The 16,374-nt window shown below is 71.9% G+C and carries 15 protein-coding genes; 7 read left to right on the forward strand and 8 right to left on the reverse strand.

Annotated features, from left to right (window positions below):
- Window positions 1-64 precede the first annotated feature (64 nt).
- Window positions 65-1,240, forward strand: coding sequence for a S1 family peptidase (locus tag ASC60_RS09865; RefSeq protein WP_055549040.1), 1,176 nt, complete (start codon window positions 65-67; stop codon window positions 1,238-1,240).
- A gap of 9 nt (window positions 1,241-1,249) precedes the next feature.
- On the opposite strand, the gene ASC60_RS09870 is transcribed toward ASC60_RS09865, so the two are convergent.
- The gene (locus ASC60_RS09870) at window positions 1,250-2,170 is read right to left on the reverse strand and encodes a class I SAM-dependent methyltransferase (RefSeq protein ID WP_055549042.1); all 921 of its coding nucleotides are present in this window, start codon (window positions 2,168-2,170) and stop codon (window positions 1,250-1,252) included.
- A 162-nt stretch (window positions 2,171-2,332) separates the two neighbouring features.
- On the opposite strand from ASC60_RS09870, the gene ASC60_RS09875 reads away from it, so the two are divergent.
- The 3 genes from ASC60_RS09875 to ASC60_RS09885 are packed head-to-tail and all read left to right on the forward strand — an operon-like array spanning window position 2,333 to window position 5,121.
- On the forward strand, window positions 2,333-2,917 hold the full coding sequence (locus ASC60_RS09875; protein ID WP_055549044.1) for a sigma-70 family RNA polymerase sigma factor: 585 nt from the start codon (window positions 2,333-2,335) through the stop codon (window positions 2,915-2,917).
- Window positions 2,914-3,714, forward strand: a complete 801-nt coding sequence (locus tag ASC60_RS09880; protein WP_055549046.1) for an anti-sigma factor — start codon at window positions 2,914-2,916, stop codon at window positions 3,712-3,714. The genes ASC60_RS09875 and ASC60_RS09880 overlap by 4 nt, the downstream gene beginning before the upstream one ends.
- A 24-nt stretch (window positions 3,715-3,738) precedes the next feature.
- Window positions 3,739-5,121, forward strand: coding sequence for a deoxyribodipyrimidine photo-lyase (locus ASC60_RS09885; RefSeq protein WP_055549047.1), 1,383 nt, complete (start codon window positions 3,739-3,741; stop codon window positions 5,119-5,121).
- A 241-nt stretch (window positions 5,122-5,362) separates the two neighbouring features.
- Here the strand turns inward: ASC60_RS09885 and ASC60_RS09890 are convergent, their stop codons facing one another.
- Complete coding sequence (locus ASC60_RS09890) at window positions 5,363-5,671, reverse strand: 4a-hydroxytetrahydrobiopterin dehydratase (protein WP_055549049.1); 309 nt, start codon at window positions 5,669-5,671, stop codon at window positions 5,363-5,365.
- Between the two features lie 78 nt (window positions 5,672-5,749).
- Here ASC60_RS09890 and ASC60_RS09895 point away from each other — a divergent pair, with 78 nt between their 5' ends.
- Window positions 5,750-6,553 carry a helix-turn-helix domain-containing protein gene (locus ASC60_RS09895; RefSeq protein ID WP_055549051.1) on the forward strand — a complete coding sequence of 268 codons (804 nt, stop codon included), beginning with the start codon at window positions 5,750-5,752 and terminating at the stop codon, window positions 6,551-6,553.
- On the opposite strand, the gene ASC60_RS09900 is transcribed toward ASC60_RS09895, so the two are convergent.
- Together ASC60_RS09900 and proP are read right to left on the reverse strand one after the other, a co-directional pair.
- Window positions 6,540-6,908: a nuclear transport factor 2 family protein gene (locus ASC60_RS09900; RefSeq protein WP_055549053.1), complete on the reverse strand. Its 369-nt coding sequence runs from the start codon at window positions 6,906-6,908 to the stop codon at window positions 6,540-6,542. The genes ASC60_RS09895 and ASC60_RS09900 overlap by 14 nt on opposite strands.
- 162 nt (window positions 6,909-7,070) lie before the next feature.
- Window positions 7,071-8,495 (reverse strand): glycine betaine/L-proline transporter ProP, encoded by a 1,425-nt coding sequence (gene proP, locus ASC60_RS09905; RefSeq protein WP_107097053.1) that lies wholly within the window; start codon window positions 8,493-8,495, stop codon window positions 7,071-7,073.
- Window positions 8,496-8,630: 135 nt separating this feature from the next.
- Between proP and ASC60_RS09910 the strand changes: the two genes are divergently transcribed.
- Complete coding sequence (locus ASC60_RS09910; protein WP_055549974.1) at window positions 8,631-10,025, forward strand: NAD(P)/FAD-dependent oxidoreductase; 1,395 nt, start codon at window positions 8,631-8,633, stop codon at window positions 10,023-10,025.
- Between the two features lie 5 nt (window positions 10,026-10,030).
- Window positions 10,031-12,214, forward strand: coding sequence for an MMPL family transporter (locus ASC60_RS09915; RefSeq protein ID WP_055549055.1), 2,184 nt, complete (start codon window positions 10,031-10,033; stop codon window positions 12,212-12,214).
- A gap of 55 nt (window positions 12,215-12,269) precedes the next feature.
- On the opposite strand, the gene ASC60_RS09920 is transcribed toward ASC60_RS09915, so the two are convergent.
- From ASC60_RS09920 to ASC60_RS09935, 4 genes are read right to left on the reverse strand one after another with little or no spacing between them, the layout of a single operon-like run.
- The gene (locus tag ASC60_RS09920; protein ID WP_055549057.1) at window positions 12,270-12,815 is read right to left on the reverse strand and encodes a PPOX class F420-dependent oxidoreductase; all 546 of its coding nucleotides are present in this window, start codon (window positions 12,813-12,815) and stop codon (window positions 12,270-12,272) included.
- Between the two features lie 24 nt (window positions 12,816-12,839).
- Window positions 12,840-13,826: an NADPH:quinone reductase gene (locus tag ASC60_RS09925; RefSeq protein ID WP_055549059.1), complete on the reverse strand. Its 987-nt coding sequence runs from the start codon at window positions 13,824-13,826 to the stop codon at window positions 12,840-12,842.
- Between the two features lie 37 nt (window positions 13,827-13,863).
- Entirely contained in the window at window positions 13,864-14,814 is a 951-nt protein-coding gene (locus tag ASC60_RS09930; RefSeq protein ID WP_055549061.1) for a UbiA family prenyltransferase, read from the reverse strand.
- 14 nt (window positions 14,815-14,828) lie between these two features.
- Window positions 14,829-16,373: a class I adenylate-forming enzyme family protein gene (locus tag ASC60_RS09935; protein ID WP_055549063.1), complete on the reverse strand. Its 1,545-nt coding sequence runs from the start codon at window positions 16,371-16,373 to the stop codon at window positions 14,829-14,831.
- Between the last annotated feature and the right edge of the window lies 1 nt (window position 16,374).

Below are 16,374 nucleotides of genomic sequence, written 5' to 3' on the forward strand. Positions count from 1 at the left end.
GCACCGCAATTACGCTTGGCGCTCAATGAGACACGCAGCGTGATTCGCGACAGGAGAACGCACTATGCGCCGCAGACGTCGTCATGGTCTTGAGCTCGCCACGGGCTGCACCCTCGCCATAGCCGCCTTGTTCCTCGCCGGTACGGGCATACCCGCCGCCGCGAACTCCTCCCCGCCACCCGGCTCCCGCCGGGACGTCCCGCCCGAGGTGCTCGCCGCCATGCAACGCGACCTGGGCCTGACGGCCGACGAGGCGCGGACCCGCATATCGAACGAATACAAGGCCGGCCAGGCCGAACCCGGCCTGCGCAAGAACCTCGGCAGCGCCTACGCGGGCAGCTGGGTCAGCGGGAACACCGCCGAGCTGACCGTCGGCACCACCGACCAGGCCCAGAGCGGCGCCATCAGCGCCGCCGGCGCCAAGGCCGCCGTCGTCGGCCACAGCCTCGAACAACTCAACGCGGCGAAGGACGCGCTGGACCGGACGGCCGAGGAGCATCCCCCGGCCGCCGCCACCGCCTCCCTGTGGTATGTGGACGTGAAGAGCAACAGCGTGGTCGTCCAGTCGGCACAGCCCGCCGCGGCCCAGCGGTTCATCGACGCCGGCGGCGTCGACCGCGGCCTGGTGCGGATCGTGGAGTCGGCCGAGCGCCCGGCTCCCCTCCATGACCTGCGGGGCGGCGAGGCGTTTTACATCAATGCCACCGCCCGCTGCTCCATCGGCTTCCCGGTCGCCCAGGACACCCGGGCCGGTTTCGTCACCGCCGGGCACTGCGGCGACCAGGGCGACACCACCGCCGGCTTCAACCGCGTCGCGCAGGGCACCTTCCAGGGTTCGGTCTTCCCCCGCAGCGACTACGCGTGGGTGGCCACCAACGCCGACTGGACGCCCACGCCCCTGGTGATCGGCCCCGACTCCACCACCGTCACGGTCACCGGCTCCCAGGAGGCGCCGGTCGGCTCGTCCGTCTGCCGCTCGGGGTCGACCACCGGCTGGCACTGCGGCACGATCCAGCAGCACAACACCAGCGTGGTCTACCCCGAGGGCACCATTCGCGGCGTGACCCGCACCAACGTGTGTGCCGAGCCCGGCGACTCGGGCGGCTCGTTCGTCTCCGGCACCGAGGCGCAGGGCGTCCTCTCCGGCGGCTCCGGCAACTGCACCGTCGGCGGTACGACGTACTACCAGCCGGTGAACCCGATCCTCAGCGCCTACGGGCTCACCCTCACCACCGGCTGACGCCTCCCCTCACTCCGCCCGGGCCGCCACGTGGATCGTGTGCGCGGTCAGCAGGAAGACATCCGGCCGCCGCGCGATCCCGGCCTCGTCGTCCGGGTCGAGCAGCCGGTCCAGCGCGGCGAGGTCGCCGTCGTCGAGACGGTCGGCGGCGCCCTCGCGCCGATGGGCCAGCTCGGTCCGCAGGGTCTCGCGGGTCGCCGCGTCGAGCGGGGCGGGCAGGTCGAGCAGGAAGCTGCGGCTGGTGGCGCCGGTGAGACCGGCCGCCGTGAGCAGCCCGGGCCAGTCCTCGACGACCTCGGTCGCGCCCGGCAACTCGGCCCGCATCGCGGCGAACCCCTCCGCCTGGACGGCGTCGAGCCGGGCCAGCAGATCGGGCCGGCCGAGCCCCGCGTCCCGGGGCAGGAAGCGGGGCGGCAGCCCGCCCTCGCCGACCGCCAGCAGCCCGCCGGGGCGCAGGGCGGCGGTGAGCCGCCGCAGCGCGTCCAGCTGGTCACCCAGATGGTGCACGGTCCGGCTCGACCAGATCAGGTCCGCGGTGCCGATCGTGGCCGGGTCGAGTCCGTCCGGCATCTCGACCGGCAGCGTGGTGACGCGGTCGGCGAGCCCGAGCCGGGCGGCGCGCTCCCGGGCCCGCTCCAGCAGGGCGGGCGCACCGTCCACGGCGACGACCTCGGCGTCCGGGAAGGCCCGGGCGAGCAGACACGTCACCACGCCGGGGCCACTGCCCACGTCGAGGACGCGGCGTACGGAGCCGCCGCCCGCCGTGAATCTCTCACGCAGCCAGGCGGCGGCCTGTTCGTGGATGGGGGCGTGCGTCTCGGCGCCCCGCTCGAGGAGCGGGGCGAAAGCGTCCCAGTCGGGCTGATGCCCGTGATCGTGTGCGTGCTTGCGCGCGTGGTCGTGGTCGTGCGCGTGGTCGTGTGCGGTCATGACCGTGAGCCTGCCCGCATCGCGGCCGTACCGCCAAACTTCCTTGCCGGATCGGCAAATTCGCCGGTCCCCGCGCTTTGTTGACCAATCCGCACCCGCCCGGGCGACGAATGAGATACGACACCTGCGTGGTGTCGTACAGCTCATCCGGAAGGACGGCCAGTGAGAGAGCCCGTGTTCATCGGTGGACCGGCCCCCAGGGGCCCGGACCTCGAGGAGTTGCTCGGATTGGTGGCGCGGGGGGACCAGAACGCCTTCGCGGCGCTCTACGACGCCGTGAGCGGGTCCGTCCTCGGTCTGACGCGCAGCCTGCTGCGGGACCCCGCCCAGGCGGAGGAGGTCACCCAGGAGGTCCTGGTCGAGGTGTGGCGGACGGCGGCCCGGTTCGAGCCCGCCCGGGGCAGCGCCATGGCGTGGATCATGACGCTCGCCCACCGGCGCGCCGTCGACCGCGTACGGTCCGCGCAGTCCGCCTCGGACCGCGAGGAGCGCGCCGCGCTGCTGAACCGCACCCCGGCCTTCGACGAGGTGACGGAGCAGGTGGAGGCCAGACTGGAGCGTGAGCAGGTGCGCCGCTGCCTGCAGACGCTCACCGAACTACAGCGTCAGTCCGTGACGCTCGCCTACTACCGTGGCCGGACCTACCGCGAGGTGGCGGAGCTGCTGCAGCTGCCGCTGGGCACGGTGAAGACCAGACTCCGGGACGGACTCATCCGGCTTCGCGACTGCATGGGGGTCGGGGCATGACCAGAGCGGACCGAGCGGATCTGCACACGCTGACCGGCGCCTACGCGGTGTACGCCCTCTCCGGGCGGGAACTGCTGGCCTTCGAACGGCATCTGGCCGACTGCGACGCATGCGCCCAGGAGGTACGGGAGCTGCGGGCCACCGCCGCCAAGCTCGGCATGGCCACCTCGCTGACGCCGTCGCCGGTGCTCAAGGACGATGTGATGCGGCGGATCGCCACGGTCCGTCAGGACCCGCCGCGGGTGGCGAGGCGCGAACCGGAGTTCTCCGGCGGCGGCGCGCCCCGGCGTCCCGCGCGCGGCCGCCGGCAGAACTTCGCGCTGGCGGCCTGTCTCGCCGGGGCGGTGGCGCTCGGCGGCGTCGCCGTCTGGCAGAACCAGCAGGCGTCCGACGCGCGCGATACGGCCCGCCGCTCCGAGGAGCAGGTGGCGCGGGTGGAGGCGGTGGCCGAGGTGCTGGCCGCCCCGGACGCCCACAGCCGCAACGCCAAGCTGACCAACGGCGCCACCGGCACGGTCGTGGTCTCGCACGCCCTGGACAAGGCCGCGTTCCTCGCCTCCGGCCTGCCGAAACCGCCCGATGGGCGGGTGTACCAGCTGTGGTTCAGCGACGGCGGCACGATGCGGTCGGCCGGGCTCATGGACACCGCCGACACCGGCACCGGCGGCGGCACGGCCGCCCTGCTGAGCGGTGCGGTGGGCAAGGCGTCCGGCGTGGGGCTGACGGTCGAGCCCGCCGGGGGCTCCAGGGCGCCGACCACCGACCCGATCGGGCTGATGTCGCTCCCGGCGGGGTGAGGGCGCCTAGTGTAAGGGAGAGGGGTGACCACACCCAGCACCTCGATCGCCGTCTTCACCTCCGACCTGCGGCTGAGTGACAACCCCGTGCTCCACGCCGCGCTCCGCTCGGCCGACCAGGTCGTTCCGCTGTTCGTCGTGGACCGCCGGGTGGCCGCGGCGGGGTTCGCGGTGCCCAACCGGGTGGCGTTCCTGCGGGACTGCCTGGCCGGCCTCGACGCGGTCCTGCGGGAGCGCGGCGGCCGGCTGGTCGTCCGTACGGGTGACGCGGTGGAGGAGATCCGCCGGGTGGCCGAGCAGGTCGGCGCCGGGGAGGTGCACATCGCGGGCGGGGTGAGCGCGTTCGCCGGGCGGCGGGAGGCGCGGCTGCGCGAGGCGCTGGGCGAGCGGGCCCTGCACGTCCACGGAACCGTGGTGACGGCGGCCGAGCCGGGCGCCCTGACCCCCGCCGGCAAGACCCACTTCGCCGTGTTCACCCCGTACTTCCGCGCCTGGCAGGCCGTCGAGCCGCGCAGGCCGCTCGCCGCGCCGCGCCATGTGCGGGTGCCGTCCGGGGTGCGGTCCGAACCGGTCGCCGCCGTGTCCTCGCTCGCCTCCGGCAGCACCTCCCCCGCGCTGCCCGAGGGCGGCGAACGGGCCGGGCGCCGCCGCCTCCAGGCGTGGCTGCGGTCGGGCCTGGGCCCGTACGCCGACCGCCAGGACGACCTGGCGGGCGACGCCACCTCACGGCTCTCCCCCTACCTCCACTTCGGCTGTCTGTCCCCGGTGGAGCTGGTGCACCGGGCGCGCGAGTCCGGCGGGCCCGGCGCCGACGCCTTCGTACGGCAGCTCGCCTGGCGCGACTTCCACTACCAGGTCCTCGCCGCCCGCCCGGACGCCTCCCACACCGACTACCGCCCGCGCGGCGACCAGTGGCGGTCGGACGACGCCGCCGTCGCCGCCGTCGCCGCCTGGAAGGCGGGCCGCACCGGCTACCCACTGGTCGACGCGGGGATGCGGCAGCTGGCGGGCGAGGGGTGGATGCACAACCGGGCCCGGCTGCTGGTGGCGAGCTTCCTGACGAAGACGCTGTACGTGGACTGGCGGGTGGGGGCCCGGCACTTCCTGGACCTGCTGGTCGACGGGGACGTGCCGAACAACCAGCTGAACTGGCAGTGGGTGGCCGGAACCGGCACCGACACCCGCCCCAACCGGGTCCTGAACCCCCTGGCCCAGGCCCGCCGGTTCGACCCCGACGGGGCGTACGTACGGCGCTGGGTGCCCGAACTCGCCGAGATCCCCGGCCGGCGCGTCCACACCCCCTGGACGCTCCCCGACGCGGAACGCTCCGCCCTGTCCTACCCGCCCCCCGTCGTCGACCTCGCCGAAGCCGCCGCCCGCTTCCGCCGGGCCCGCCACACCACCTGAGCGCCCGCCGGTCCAGGGCCCGGCGGACCAGTGACCGGGCCAGGGCGTCGCGGGTCCGGGAGGGGCCGGGCCGGCGGGCCGGCGGGCGGCGTCGACGGCCGGGTGGTGGATGACGCTGTCGGGGATCCGCTGCCGCTGCCCGCCCATGCCCGCTCCTCCGGTCGACGCCGCCCTCTCGTGGGGGTATTCGGAGCCGGTCGGGGAGCGGTTTGGTCACGATTCCCGCGCGGGCGCGGCGGGTTCAGTCATGCGCGCCGTGGCCGGGGGCGGCGTCCTCGATGCGGCGGGCGAGGGCGAGGTCGAGTTCGGTGACCTTGCCGCCGACGCTGTGGGTGTTCACCGTGACGGTGACCTTGTTGTAGCCGAGGGTCAGGTCGGAGTGGTGGCCCAGCTCGTCCTGGATGCGGGCGATCTCCGCGACGAGGCCCGCGGCCTGCGGATGCCCGTCGAAGACGTAACCGCGGGAGAGCCGGTCGTCCGCGAACGACCAGCCGGGCAGCTGCTCCAGGCGCTCCTCGATCTCCGTGCGGGCCAGCGGCTCGACTGCCATGGCGCGTCCCTTCCTCGGGTGGTGGCTCGGTCTTCCACCCTGCCACGGCCACCACCACGGTTCCGTTACCTTCGGGGCATGACAACTGTCGCGCCGCCCGGGGTGGGCGCGCTGCTGCGCGCATGGCGGGACCGGCGGCGGATCAGCCAGCTGGAGCTGGCGCTGCGCGCCGACTCCTCGGCCCGCCACATCAGCTTCATCGAGACCGGCCGGTCCCGCCCGAGCCAGGAGATGGTGCTGCGGCTCGCCGACCACCTCGACGTGCCGGTGCGGGAGCGCAACGCGCTGCTGATCGCCGCCGGTTACGCCCCGCACTATCCGGAGCGGGCGGTGGACGATCCGTCGATGGGCGCGCTGCGCGAGGGGATGGAGCGGCTGCTGACCGGCTACGAGCCGTATCCGGCGCTGGTGCTGGACGGGACGTACCAGGTGCTGGCGGCCAACCGGGGCGTCCGGATGCTGCTGGAGGGCGTGGCGGACCATCTGCTGGCCCCGCCGTTGAACGCGATGCGGATCACCCTCCACCCGGACGGGCTGGCCCCGCGCATCCGCAACCTCCGGGAGTGGCGCGGCCATCTGCTGGACCAGATGGACCGCCAGCTCGCGCTGATGCGTTCCGCCGCGCTGCGCGAGCTGTACGACGAGGTGACCGGCTATCCGCTGCCCGAGGCGGGCGGCCGGGAGCCGGCCACCGGTGGCGCCCACGCGCCCATCGCGCTGCCGATGGTGATCGAGCACGGCGGGCGGGTGCTGTCGCTCATCTCGACGATCGCGACGTTCAACACCCCCATGGACGTGACCGTCTCCGAGCTGGCCATCGAGACGTTCCTCCCGGCCGACCCGGAGACCGCCGCCGTGCTCAAGGGCATCACGCCGCCGTAGGGACCCGGTCCAGGAAGCCGAGGACGGAGCGGATGCGGCCGTCCTCGGCGAGGGTGATCACGTCGAATCCGGCGACCGGCGCGGACCCGTCGGGCGCCACCAGCTCCCAGCCGAAGCGGACGATGTCATGGTGCCCGTCGGCGCTGCCCAGCTGCCGGAACTCGAAGCCGGGGAACCGCTCGTGGGCCCCGGCGATGACGGCGGCCAGCTGCTCGTGCCCCCGTACGTCGGCCAGCGGGTCGGTGTAGCCGCCGTCCTCCGTCCAAGCGGCGGCGACGGCCTTGGCGAGGGCGTGCGGCCCGGTGGCGTTCCACGCCTCGAAGTAGCGGGCCACCGCGGTGTCGTAGTCGGTCATGTCGTCCCCTCCTGGGCGGCCGCGAGCGGCCTGTGCGACGTCTCGGATCCGGGTCCCGGGCCGGAGTGCGCCGGCCCGGAACCCGATGCCTTCACTGTGCCGCCGGAGGTGCGAGGAGGTCGATTACCGCGGGGGTAATGCCCTCGGGGCGGGCCCCCAGGATCAGGGGCGCTGATGGGCCTGCTGGGACTGGGACTCGACCAGGGCGATGGCCTCCTCCTTGGTCGCGACCGAGGGCGGCGAGCCCTCCAGCGGCTTGCGGGCGGTCTCCTTCATCACGGCCGAGGCGATGATGCCGACGATCGCCGCGAGCATCGTGTAGTACGCGGGCATCAGATCGTCGCCGGTGCCGCTGACCAGGGCCTCGACGACCAGCGGGGTGGTGCCGCCGAAGAGGGACACGGAGATGTTGAAGGCGATGGACAGCGAGCCGTAGCGCACGTCGGTCGGGAAGAGCGCGGGCAGGGAGGCCGACATCACGGCGACGTAGGGCAGCAGACACATGCCCAGCAGCAGCAGACCGGCGAAGACGGGGACGATACCGCCCTGCTTGATGAGCAGGAAGGAGGGCACCGCGAGGACGAAGAAGCCGATGGACCCGGCCATCAGCGCGGGCTTGCGGCCGATGCGGTCGGAGAGCCGGCCGACGAAGGTGATGGCCGCCATGAGCACCAGCATCACGATGATGATCGAGACGAGGGCGCTGGTGCTGCTGTAGTGGAGGGTTTCCGAGAGGTACGTCGGCATGTACGACAGCAGCATGTAGTCGGTGATGTTGTACGCGGCGACCAGCGCCATGCACAGCACCATCGCGCGCCACTGGGACCGGAACACCTGCCAGAACGGCAGCGTCGTGCGCTCCTGCGCCGCGGACGCCTCCTCCTCCAGCTTCTGGAAGGCGGGGGTCTCGTCCAGCTTCAGCCGCAGATACAGGCCGACGAGTCCGATCGGGGCGGCGACCAGGAACGGGATGCGCCAGCCCCAGGAGTTCATCGTGTCGTCGGAGAGCGTCACGGTCAGGATGGTGACCAGTCCGGCCGCGGAGGTGTAGCCGATGAGGGTGCCGAATTCGAGGAAGCTGCCGAAGTAGCCGCGCCGCTTGTCGGGGGCGTATTCGGCGATGAACGTGGACGCGCCGCCGTATTCACCGCCGGTGGAGAATCCCTGCAACATGCGGAACAGGATGAGGAGCGCGGGCGAGACGTAGCCGATGGAGTGATAGCCCGGGATGAGGCCGATGGCGAGCGTGCTCGTCGCCATCATGATCATGGTGAAGGACAGCACCTTCTTCCGCCCGATGCGGTCACCGAGCGGCCCGAAAAACATACCTCCCAGCGGCCGTACGAGAAAGGCCACCGCGAACGTCGCGAAGGAGGACAGGACCTGGATCGTGGCGTTGCCGCCGGGGAAGAAGACCTTGCCGATGGTGACCGCGAGATAGCTGTAGATCCCGAAGTCGAACCACTCCATGGCGTTGCCCAGAGCGGCGGCTTTGACCGCGCGATGAACGTCCTTCTCCTTGGTGACCGTAATGTCACTGCGCCGCAGCGGAGGGTTCTTGCGCCGCTTGATGGCGCGGTGGAGCATGGGGTGCCGGGCTGCGGCGGGGGCATCGGAATCGGTCAGGGCAGGCACAAGCTTTTCTCTCTCTTCCTCGGACGGATTCGTGCGCCTACCCAGCAGTACCTGGTTGATGCATATAACCAGTCTGGAGGTTTCGTGATGGAGTCTGCCGCACGTGTGTTCGCCCGGCTCAGTACCGACGAACCGATCACGAATACCGACGTCCTGATGGGCAAGGCCGTGGTGCTCGGCGGGAGTCTGGCCGGAATGCTGGCGGCGCGGGTGCTGTCCGATCACGCCGAGAGCGTGGTGATCGTGGAGCGGGACGCGTTACCCGGCACCGCCGCCCCGCGGCCGGGCACCCCGCACGACGGGCAGTTGCACACCCTGATGCACGGCGGCCGGATGCAGTTGCGGCGGCTGTTCCCGGGGTTCGAGGACGAGGCGCGGGCGGGCGGCGCGATCATTTCGTCCCCGTACACCATCCGCGCCTACGCCGACGGCGTGCCGAAGGTGAGCGACGGCACGATGGGGCTGATCTCCAGCAGCCGCCCGTTCCTGGAGTCGCTGGTCCGGCGGCGCACCCTGGACCTGCCCAATGTGAAGGTCCTCACCTGCCGCGCCCGGGGCCTGGAATTCCGCGCGGGCGCCGTCACCGGAGTGCGGTGCGGGGCGGACGGGGACGAATGGACCGAGGAGGCGGACTTCGTCGTCGACGCCATGGGGCGGGCCAGCAAGCTCGGCGACTGGCTGGAGCGCGACGGCTGGCAGCGGCCCGCGATGCGGCGCATGGCCATCGACATCGACTACGCCACCGGCTACTTCCGGCGCGCCGACGCCGACCCGGAGCTGGCCGCGGCCATCGCCTACCGGACCCCCACCGCGACCCCGCCCCGGGTGGCGAGCGGCGCGATCACCGCCATCGAGGGCGACCGCTGGCTGATCACCCTGGCCAACTACGGGAAGCAGCCGCCGATCCGGGACGTGGCGGAGTTCCGGAAGCTGTGCGGCGAACTGCCGCCGGTCTACCGCGAGGCGGTCGCGGGCGATCAGCTGGGCGAGATCCTCCCGTACCACCAGGCCGACAGCCGCCGCCGGGACTTCCATCTCCTCACCCGGTTCCCCGCCCGGCTGATCAGCGTCGGTGACGCGGTCGCCTCGTTCAACCCGATCTACGGGCAGGGCATGTCCTCGGCGACCCTGCACGCCTCCGCCCTGTCGGAGTACCTGCGCTCCCGGCCGGATCTCGACGCCCCCGCCCGCCGCTTCCTCGCCCTCCAGCGCGTGGTGGTGGACGCGGCCTGGCAGATCTCCACCTCCGCCGATCTGGCCCGCCCGGATGTGACGGGCCCGTACCCGCGCGGCTACCGCCTCTCGAAGTGGTTCGCCGAGCAGATCGCCGCCGCCTCGATCACGGACCGGTCCGTCGCCGTGCGGTTCAACTCGGTGACGTACATGCGCACCCATCCCCGTTCCCTGGCCGCACCGTCCACGCTGCTGCGCGCCCTGCGCGTCAACCGCTCGCAAGGGAAGCCGCAGCGCGAGAAGGGTTAGCCCCATTGTTCGCCTCACTGGCCCGGTTCACCTGCCGCCGCAGCAGACTGGTGCTGTATCTGTCCGGAGCGCTGCTGGTCATAGCGGGCGCGCTGGGCGGCGGAGTGATCCAGGAACTGTCCGCCGGCGGGTTCGTCGACGACTCGACGGAATCGGCCAGGACCGCGAAGGTCATGGACGACAGATTCCGGGCGGGCGCCCCGGACTTCGTCCTGCTCATATCCGACGAACGGGGCGTGGACTCCCCCGCCGTGGCCGCCGCCGGCGCCCGGCTCACCGAACGCGTCGCCCATGAACCCGGGGTCGAGCAGGCCGTGTCGTACTGGTCGCTGGGCAAGGCCGAGCCGCTGCGCGCGCAGGACGGCCGGCAGGCGCTGCTGATGGCCCGGATCTCCGGCGACGAGGACCGGGTCCAGAACACCTTCGAGCGGCTGGAGAGCCGCTACGAGGACCGTGCCGAAGGGCTCGACGTCCGGGTGGGCGGCAGCGCGCTGGCCGACAAGGAGATGTCCGAGACCACGGAGAAGGACCTCATCAAGATCGAGGCGGTGACCTTCCCGGTCCTGCTGATCGTGATGCTGTTCGTGTTCCGCAGCGTGGTCGCCGCCCTGGTGCCGCTGATGGTCAGCGGGCTGACCATCCTGTCCGTCCTGCTGGTCATCCGGATTCTGACCCTGTTCACCGAGGTCTCCGCGCTCGCGAGCAACGTCACCACCGGCCTCGGACTCGGCCTCGCGATCGACTACAGCCTGATCCTGATCAAGCGCTACCGGGAGGAGCGCGGCCAGGGGGTGCGGACCGACCAGGCCATCGCCACGACGCTGCGCACCGCGGGCCGCACCGTGCTGTTCTCCGCGGTGACGGTGACCCTGGCACTCGGGGCGCTGCTGGTGTTCCCGTTCTACTTCCTGCGCTCGTTCGCGTACGCCGGGATCCCGACCGCCCTGCTCGCCGCGTTCGTCTCGCTCACCTTCCTGCCCGCGCTGCTGAAGGCGCTGGACCACCGCATCGAGAAGGGGCGCGTCCTGCGCCGCCGCACACCTGAGGCCGAAAAGGGCTCCGGGGAGGGTTTCTGGCACCGGCTGGCCACCGGCGTGATGCGGTTCCCGCTGCCGGTCGCGGGCGCCGTCACCGCGCTGTTGCTGCTGCTCGGCGCGCCCTTCCTCGATCTGCGGCTGAGCCTGCCGGACGAGCGGGTGCTGCCCGCCGAGAGCCAGGCCCGGCAGGTCGGCGGCGACATCCGGAACACCTTCCCGGCACAGGAGACCCAGGCACTCAACGTGGTGCTCGACGGGACGTCCGGGCCCGGCGACCGGAAGGTGGCCCCGTACGCCGAGCGGCTGTCGAAGCTCGGCGATGTGTCCCGGGTGGACAGCGAGGCCGGGACGTTCGCCCACGGGCGGCTGGTGCGGCGGCCGTCGGCCCTCTCGGCGCGCTTCGGCTCCGGTCACAGCACCTATCTGTCCGTGGTGCCGAGCCACCAGTCGCTGTCGGAGGAGGGCCGAGCGCTGGTCGCGGACATCAGGGCCCTCCCGGCGCCGTACCCCGTCCAGGTGGGCGGGCCCGCGGCCGAGCTGACCGACTCCATCGACTCGATGAACGCCCGGCTGCCGTTGGCGCTCGCGGTGATCGCCGCCAGCTCCTTCACCGTGCTGTTCCTCTTCACCGGCTCCCTGCTGCTGCCCCTCAAGGCGCTGGTCCTCAACTGCCTGAGCCTGAGCGCCACGCTGGGCGTGCTGGTGTGGGGCTTCCAGGACGGCCATCTGGAGGGTGCCGTGGGCGACTTCGTGGTCACCGACTCGATCACCTGGACCGTGCCGGTGCTGCTGTTCTGCATCGCGTTCGGGCTGTCGATGGACTACGAGGTGTTCCTGCTGTCCCGGATCAAGGAGGAGTACGACAGAACCGGGGACAACGTGGCATCGGTCGCCCGTGGCCTGGAGCGCACCGGTTCGATGATCACGGCCGCCGCGGTGCTGATCGCCATCGTGTTCCTGGGCTTCCTGATCTCCGGCATCGTCTATCTCAAGGCGATCGGGATCGGGCTGGCGCTCGCGGTGCTGATGGACGCCACGCTGGTCCGGGGCGCCCTGGTCCCGGCCTTCATGCGGCTGGTCGGCAAGGGCAACTGGTGGGCGCCGAAGCCGCTGCGGGCGCTGCACGCCAAGGTGGGCCTGCGGGAGAAGTAGGCGGCGTACGAAAGCGCCGGGCGCCTCCGGGGAGGTCCCGGACGCGCCCGGCGACCTAGGGGGTGCCGCGCTGCGCCCGGGCGCGCTCGGCCTCGGCCTTCAGCAGGGCGTTCGGGGTGATCTCGATGTACGCGGCCTCCTCGTACACGGTGGCCACCGTGCGGTCGTAGAGCTTCCGGCCCTTGCCGTAGGAGTCCACGATGATCTGTGCGGCGCCCGGCTTCTCCTCGTCCGGCAGGATGCGCGCGGTGCACGGGATGACCGCGCCCTTGGGCTTGCCGCGGATGTTGGACGGCGCGAACAGCACCTGGTCGTTGTTGCGCATCCGCCGCACCTTCCAGGAGTCGCAGCCGGTGCGCAGATAGGCGCGGCCGTCCTTGAGGCCGAACCACATCGCCGACGGAACGGGGTCGCCGCTGCGCTTGTAGGTGACCAGCAGGGCGAACCGGCGGCGCCTGAACTGCCGCAGATCACCGGGGCCGTTCGGGGTCGCGGTGACATGCCAGGTCACCGGGTCCCGCCAGGAGTCGTACATCCGCAGGACTCGCTGTTCCCACCATTCCTTGCTGAGCAGACGCGGCTTGCTGTTCGGACGGGGCACCTACGGCCTTCCTCTCTCTTCCGGTCAGGGGATCAGCACGATGCGGCCCGGGCCGCCGGCACCGCCCTCGCGGCCCTCCAGCAGGCGGTGGGCCCGCGGCGCCTCCGTCAGCGGAAGCCGGGCGCGGACCCGGCCGCGCAGCCGGCCGCTCGCCAGTTCGCGGTTGATGGTCCCGGCGGCCTCCGCGAGGTCCGCCACCGAGGCGTTGCTGATGACGAAGCCGTGCAGGCTGATGTCGCGGGCGTAGACGGCGCCGACGGGCAGCACGGCGCGCGCCCGCAGCCCGGCCATCAGGACGACGCGGCCGCCCCGGGCGAGCAGCGGAATCGTCGTTTCGAGGTCATGGCGCCCGGAGCAGTCCCACAGCACGTCGACCCCGTCCGGGGCGAGGCGGCGGACCGCGGCGTGGACCTTGGGATCGGCGCGGTCCAGGACCTGGTCCGCGCCGCAGTCACGGCACCACTGGGCGTTCTCGGCGCGGTCGACGGCGATGACGCGCGCCCCGGCCGCGGTGGCGAGCTGGACCACGGCGCTGCCCACGCCGCCGCCCGCGCCCTCGACGAGGACCGTCTCCCCCGCCCGCAGCCGGGCCTCCCGGAACAGGCCGAGGTATGCGGTCCCGGCGGTGTGCAGCACGGACACCGCCGCTACCGGGTCGACCCCGGCGGGCAGGGAGAAGAGCCGGTCCACGGGGACGGCGGCGTACTGGGCGAACGAGCCCTGCCGGCCGTCGTGGCCCAGGCTGTTGCACCACACCCGGTCGCCGGGGGCGAAGGTCCCGGCGGGGGCCTCGGCGGGGCTCTCCACCGTGCCGACCAGGTCGCGTCCGATGACGAACGGGAAGGGCACCTCGGTGGTGTACGCGCCGGAGCGGACGAAGGTGTCCACGTGGTTGGCCGCCACCGCCCCGACCCGGACGAGCGCCTCGCCCGGCCCGGGCACGGGGCGGGGCAGCGGCCCGGTCCGGATGTCGTCGGCTCCGCCGAAGCCGGTGATGTAGGCCGCCGTCATATCGCCGTTCACTGCACTGCTCTCCCACTCCGAGCGGTCATGCGAGAACGAAAGCGAGCGCCAGTCCCAGACATCCCAGATCGACGGAGCTGAGTCCGATGAAACGCGCCTTTCGCCACTCTTCCTTTCCGGCACCGTAATAGAGCTGTACGGCGTGGAGCACGACGACGGGCACGGCGGTCAGCCCGAGCAGCGGGTCGAATCGGGTGGTGGTGAACAGCAGGGTCAGCAGGGTGACGCTGGCGGCGAAGAGCAGGGTGAGGAATACCTTGAATCCCTTGGGCGGGAGAAGGACCGCCATGGTGTAGCGGGAGACCTCGGAGTCGCCTTCTTTGTCGGACGCGTTCCCGTAGGACACGATCAGCAGGAACCACAGTCCGACCAGTGCGCTGGTGATGAGGGATTCGGTGGTGACGTGGCCCGCGATCAGCCAGTACGGCACCAGGCCGATACAGCCGATGACGTAGAAGATGGTGGCTTCCAGGCCGCCGGGCAGATAGCTGAGTTTCAGTCCGGTCGAATACTGGACCGAGGCGATCTGCCCCACGAGCATCACCAGGACGGCGGCAAGCGGCGCCGTGCCGTCCAGGCTGGCCACGGCCCCGAGCCCGGCGGCGATCGCGACCAGCCACATCACGACGCCGAACCGGACCGCCTCCCCTTCCGTCAGCACCCCGGTGAGCAGCGGCTTCTTGGCGACGGTGGAGGCGGGGCGGCCCGCGTAGTTGCGGGCGTCGCTGCCGTCCCGGAAGCCGCCGAGGTCATCGGCGGCGCCTCCGCTCCATTGGGTGGCGCACACCATGAGCAGGGTCAGGGCGAGCGCGGCCGCCGTGTCGCCGCCGACCCGGCCGTCCAGGCGCAGCAGGAGCAGGGCGAGGATCCAGCCGTAGGCATGGTGGTAGATCCGGACCTTGCCGAGCTGGACGTAGCCGATGAGTTTGGTGGCGACCGGTGTCTTGGTGGTGCCGGGCGCGCTGGTGGCGGTCATGTGAAACCCCTCCCTCAGACGCCGGCGGAAAGGCGCTGTGCGGCCAGCGATTGCTTCAGCTGCTCCCGTTTGATCTTTCCGGTGACGGTGCGGGGGAATGCGCTGTCGGGGATGACCACGGGCTCGGCCATCGGGGCGAGCCCGTGGGACGCCGATTCCCAGGCCCTGCGCCGGAACGCGGCGCCGGGGCGCAGGGAGAGGACGGGCTGGAGGGTGCCGTCCATCTCCAGGACGACGAGTTCGAGGAATTCGGGGAACTTCTCCAGCAGGATGTCCTCGATGCCGATGCCGCTGACCGATCCGGAGACCTTGTCGACCTGGCGGTCGATCAGGGTGATGCGTCCGGTGCGGGATTTGGTGCCCCAGTCGCCGGTGTCCCACCAGCGCTTGTCGGGGTAGTTCTTGGACGTCAGATCGGGCCGGTTGATGTAACCGGAGAAGACTCCGGGGGTGCGCACCACCATGCGCCCGGGGGTGCCGGCCGGTACGGGCCGCCCCGAGTCGTCGACGATGCGGACCCGGCAGAACGGGAAGTGGAACCCGGCCGGGTGGCCGCGCAGCAGCGTGGCCCGGCGTAGCCGGCGCAGGGCTCGCAGCGGCTTCTGGGTGCCCTTGAGGTGGCTGCGGATGGCGATGGGCCCGGTCTCGTTCTGCCCGTAGACCTCCACGCAGACGGCGAAGCGGTGGTCCGAGCCCTTCAGCAGGGCGCTGACCGTGTCGGGGTGGATGACGTCGAATCCGGCGCCGAAGAAGCGGACCGAACGGAACGCGCCGCCGGGCGCGAGGTGCTGCCAGGCGCGGAAGGTGTTGGGGTGGGTCTCCAGATAGCTGGGGCGGTGCCGTTTGAGCATCCGGTCCACGTTTTCCGGGGAGTCGTCCTCCAGGAGCAGCAGCGGCGCCTTGCGCATGAGGGCGGCGAGGATGCCGACCACGGTCCGGCCGTGCACGGGTGAGATGACGAGCGCGAGATGGCCGTCCAGCCGGGACAGCCAGTGGATGACGGCCTGGACGCGGGCGTTGAACCGGATGCTGGCGCTGGAGCATTCGGCCAGCTTGGGGGTGCCGGTGGTGCCGGAGGTGTGGACGACGACGTACGGGGCGTCGGAGGCGACCTCGCGGGGCCGGGATATCCGCTTGTGGTCGGGGAGTTCGGCGGCGATGTCGCGCCAGTCGATGAACGTGCCGATGTCGGGGAAGGTCTTCTCGCTCGTCGCGAGCCGGTCGTCGGTGGAGATGACGGCGGTGATGCCGGAGACGTTTCCCACCATGGAGGCGACGTCCGGGCCGGAGAGGGTCGGGCTCATCAGGATGGGCACGGCGTCGAGGGCGGTGATGGCCGCGTAGGCGATGATGATGTCGGTCGGGGACTCCAGCCAGACGACGCACCGCCGCCCCGGCTCGACGCCGTGGGACCGCAGCGCGGTCGCGCCACGGGCGGCGGCGTCGGCGACATCGCCGGGCCGTACCTTCTCGTCCTCGGAGGTGACGGCGATCGGCTGGTGGTCGACGATCCAGGGTTCGGCGTCACTGGGCAGACTCAGCAGCTTGTCGAAGATCAAG

This window comes from Streptomyces sp. NBRC 110028 (genome assembly GCF_001417735.1).
Lineage (GTDB): Bacteria > Actinomycetota > Actinomycetes > Streptomycetales > Streptomycetaceae > Streptomyces.

Coding starts and splice junctions, on each gene's coding strand:
- ASC60_RS09925 (WP_055549059.1), bottom strand. CDS start 13,826: ATGACGGCGGCCTACATCACCGGCTTCGGCGGAGCCGACGACATCCGG.
- ASC60_RS09880 (WP_055549046.1), top strand. CDS start 2,914: ATGACCAGAGCGGACCGAGCGGATCTGCACACGCTGACCGGCGCCTAC.
- ASC60_RS09895 (WP_055549051.1), top strand. CDS start 5,750: ATGACAACTGTCGCGCCGCCCGGGGTGGGCGCGCTGCTGCGCGCATGG.
- proP (WP_107097053.1), bottom strand. CDS start 8,495: ATGCTCCACCGCGCCATCAAGCGGCGCAAGAACCCTCCGCTGCGGCGC.
- ASC60_RS09865 (WP_055549040.1), top strand. CDS start 65: ATGCGCCGCAGACGTCGTCATGGTCTTGAGCTCGCCACGGGCTGCACC.
- ASC60_RS09890 (WP_055549049.1), bottom strand. CDS start 5,671: ATGGCAGTCGAGCCGCTGGCCCGCACGGAGATCGAGGAGCGCCTGGAG.
- ASC60_RS09930 (WP_055549061.1), bottom strand. CDS start 14,814: ATGACCGCCACCAGCGCGCCCGGCACCACCAAGACACCGGTCGCCACC.
- ASC60_RS09910 (WP_055549974.1), top strand. CDS start 8,631: ATGGAGTCTGCCGCACGTGTGTTCGCCCGGCTCAGTACCGACGAACCG.
- ASC60_RS09900 (WP_055549053.1), bottom strand. CDS start 6,908: ATGACCGACTACGACACCGCGGTGGCCCGCTACTTCGAGGCGTGGAAC.
- ASC60_RS09870 (WP_055549042.1), bottom strand. CDS start 2,170: ATGACCGCACACGACCACGCGCACGACCACGACCACGCGCGCAAGCAC.